At 66.2% G+C, this 3,407-nt stretch carries 2 protein-coding genes; one reads left to right on the plus strand and one right to left on the minus strand.

From position 1 onward, the window contains the following. Positions 1–2,831, minus strand: a 2,831-nt coding sequence (gene metH / locus WB461_RS08585) for a methionine synthase (protein WP_423852315.1), incomplete at its 3' end; no start/stop codon positions are given. 268 nt (positions 2,832–3,099) lie between these two features. Between metH and WB461_RS08590 the strand changes: the two genes are divergently transcribed. Beyond that, positions 3,100–3,407: PAC2 family protein (locus WB461_RS08590; protein ID WP_423852314.1), on the plus strand; the 308-nt coding region annotated here is incomplete at its 3' end.

Here is a 3,407-nt window from a genome sequence, read left to right on the forward strand (position 1 = left end):
TTCATCTCCCAGGCGTTGAAGAACGGCTGCCAGTCGATGTAGTCGCGCAGCTCGGCGATGTCGTAGCCGGTCAGCACGTGCACACCCGGCTGTTTCGGCGCCGGCGGCTGGTAGCCCGCCCACTCGATCGGCGTGCGGTTGGCACGCGCCTTCTCGAGGGTGGCCATCGGGCGGTCGTGCTTGGTCGCATGCCGGGCCCGCAACGCCTGGTAGTCCTCGGCGATGTCGGCCATCAGGGCCGGCCGCCGCTCGTCGCTGAGCAGGGAAGCCAGGGTCGGTACGGAACGTGAGGCGTCCTTGACCCACACCACCGGCCCGTCGTACTTGCCGTCGACCTTCACCGCTGTGTGCGCTCGAGAGGTCGTGGCCCCGCCGATCAGCAAAGGGATGGTCAGACCCTGACGCTGCATTTCGGAGGCAACTGTCACCATCTCGTCCAGCGAGGGCGTGATCAGGCCGGACAGCCCGATCGCGTCCGCACCGACCTCGGCAGCGGTGTCGAGGATCTTCTGCACCGGCACCATCACTCCGAGGTCGATCACCTCGAAGTTGTTGCACTGCAGCACCACGCCGACGATGTTCTTGCCGATGTCGTGCACATCGCCCTTGACGGTCGCCATCACGATCGTGCCGTTGGTCTCCTTGGCGGTGGCGTACTCGGGGTTGTCGATCTTCTCCTGCTCGATGAAGGGGATCAGGTAGGCGACGGCCTTGTTCATCACCCGGGCCGACTTCACCACCTGCGGCAGGAACATCTTGCCGGCACCGAAGAGATCACCGACGACGTCCATGCCGGCCATCAGCGGCCCCTCGATCACCTCGATCGGGCGGCCGCCTCGCGCAGCAATCTCCTGCCGGAGCTCCTCGGCGTCCAGCTCAGCGAAGGCGTCGATGCCCTTGACCAGGGCATGGGTGATTCGCTCACCGACCGGCAGCGCCCGCCACTCGGCCTCGGTTGCCTCGACGACCTCACCGACCTTGTTGTGCTCCTCGGCGATCTCCAGCAGCCGCTCGGCCGCGTCGGGCCGACGGTTGAGGACGACGTCTTCGATCCGCTCGCGCAGCTCCGGCTCGACCTGGTCGTAGACGACGAGGGCACCAGCATTGACGATTCCCATGTCCAGGCCGGCATCGATCGCGTGGTACAGGAACACCGCGTGGATTGCCTCGCGGACCGGGTTGTTGCCGCGGAACGAGAAGCTCACGTTGGAGATGCCACCGGAGACCAGCGCACCGGGCAGGTTCTGCTTGATCCAGCGGGTCGCCTCGATGAAGTCCTTGCCGTACGACGCGTGCTCCTCGATGCCAGTCGCGACGGCGAACACGTTCGGGTCGAAGATGATGTCCTCGGCCGGGAACCCGACCTCGTCGACCAAGATCCGGTACGCGCGCTCGCAGATCGCCTTGCGTCGCTCGAGGTTGTCGGCCTGACCGTCCTCGTCGAAGGCCATCACGACCGCTGCTGCACCGTACTTCTTGCACAGCAGGGCGTGCTCGCGGAACTTGTCCTCGCCCTCCTTCATGGAGATCGAGTTGACGATCGGCTTGCCCTGGACGTTCTTCAGCCCGGCTTCGATCACCTCCCACTTCGAGGAGTCGACCATGATCGGCACCCGGCTGATGTCGGGCTCGCTGGCGATGAGCTTGGTGAAGCGGTCCATTGCCGCGACGCCGTCGATCATGCCCTCGTCCATGTTCACGTCGATGACCTGAGCGCCGCTCTCGACCTGTTGGGCGGCGACGGACAGCGCCGTGTCGTAGTCGCCGTCCTTGATCAGGTTGCGGAACTTTGCGGAACCGGTGATGTTGGTGCGCTCCCCCACGTTCACGAAGAGGCTCTCTTCGTTGATCGTGAACGGCTCCAGCCCGGACAGACGCATGGCCGGCGTGACCTGGCTCGGTTCGCGTCGTTCCACGCCCTCGACGGCCCGTGCGATCGCGGCGATGTGCGCCGGGGTCGTGCCGCAGCACCCGCCCACGAGGTTGACGAATCCGGCCTCGGCGAACTCCTGGATGATCGCGGCCGTCTCTTCCGGCGCCTCGTCATACTCACCAAAGGCGTTCGGCAGGCCGGCGTTCGGGTAGCAGGAGACGAATGAGTCGGCGATCCGTGCCATCTCGGCGATGTAGGGGCGCATCTCTTTCGCGCCCAGCGCGCAGTTGAGCCCAACGGCGATCGGCCGGGCGTGGCGCACGGAGGTCCAGAAGGCCTCGGTCACCTGACCCGAGAGGGTGCGCCCCGAGGCATCGGTGATGGTGCCGGAGATGATGACCGGCCAGCGCCGCCCGTACTCCTCGAAGAGTGTCTCCGTGGCGAAGATCGCGGCCTTCGCGTTGAGGGTGTCGAAGATCGTCTCGATGAAGAGGAGGTCGCAGCCGCCATCGAGCAGTCCCCGACCAGCTTCCTGGTACGCCGCCACCAGCTGGTCATAGGACACGTTGCGGGTCGCTGGGTCGTTGACGTCAGGCGAGATCGACGCCGTGCGGGTGGTGGGACCGAAGGCGCCCGCCACGTAGCGAGGCTTCTCGGGCGTCTGCTCGGTGATCGCGTCGGCGACGCCACGGGCCAGCCGTGCCGCCTCGAAGTTCAGCTCGTAGGCGAGCTCCTCCATGCCGTAGTCAGCCAGCGAGATCGCGTTGGCGTTGAACGTGTTGGTCTCGATGATGTCCGCGCCGGCCTCGAGGTACTCGCGATGGATGCCGGCGATGATGTCGGGCTGGGTGAGGGTCAGCAGGTCGTTGTTGCCTTGGAGGTCGCTGGGCCAGTCCTGGAACCGATCGCCGCGGTATCCCTCCTCGGACGGACGGTCGCGCTGGATGGCAGTGCCCATGGCGCCGTCGATCACCACGATCCGCTTCTGGAGGATCTCAGTGAGCTCCTCGGTGACGTCGGGGCGGAGAGCGGGCGACGGGGACACGCGGGACTCCTTTGCTGGGTCTTTCACAAGCGTAGGAACGCCGTCCACGGAGTGGACCGGCTTCCCGAATGTTGACACTCCCGACTTCGACGGAGAAATCGTCGCGGCGGGTGAGGCTGGTCTACCGCCGGTCGGTCCTAACCCGGGCGCGCGACGTGGGGGGCGGCACTAGGCTTCACGAGTGATCGAGATCGATGACGCACCGGAGCTGATCAACCCCCTGGTGATCGCCGCGTTCGAAGGATGGAACGACGCCGCGGACGCCGCGTCCGGGGTGGTCGACCACCTGGTGAAGGTGTGGCAGGCCCGCGTCGTGGGCGCCATCGATCCCGAGGAGTTCTACGACTTCCAGGTCAACCGCCCCGTCGTCGGCACCGACGAGAACGGCCACCGACGCCTCACCTGGCCCAGCACCCATATTGCCATCGCCTCTCCCCCGGACTTGGACCGCGACGTGATCCTGGTCCGCGGCATCGAGCCCAACATGCG

Origin of the sequence: Aeromicrobium sp., from assembly GCF_049587115.1 — a bacterium.
Taxonomy (GTDB): domain Bacteria; phylum Actinomycetota; class Actinomycetes; order Propionibacteriales; family Nocardioidaceae; genus Aeromicrobium.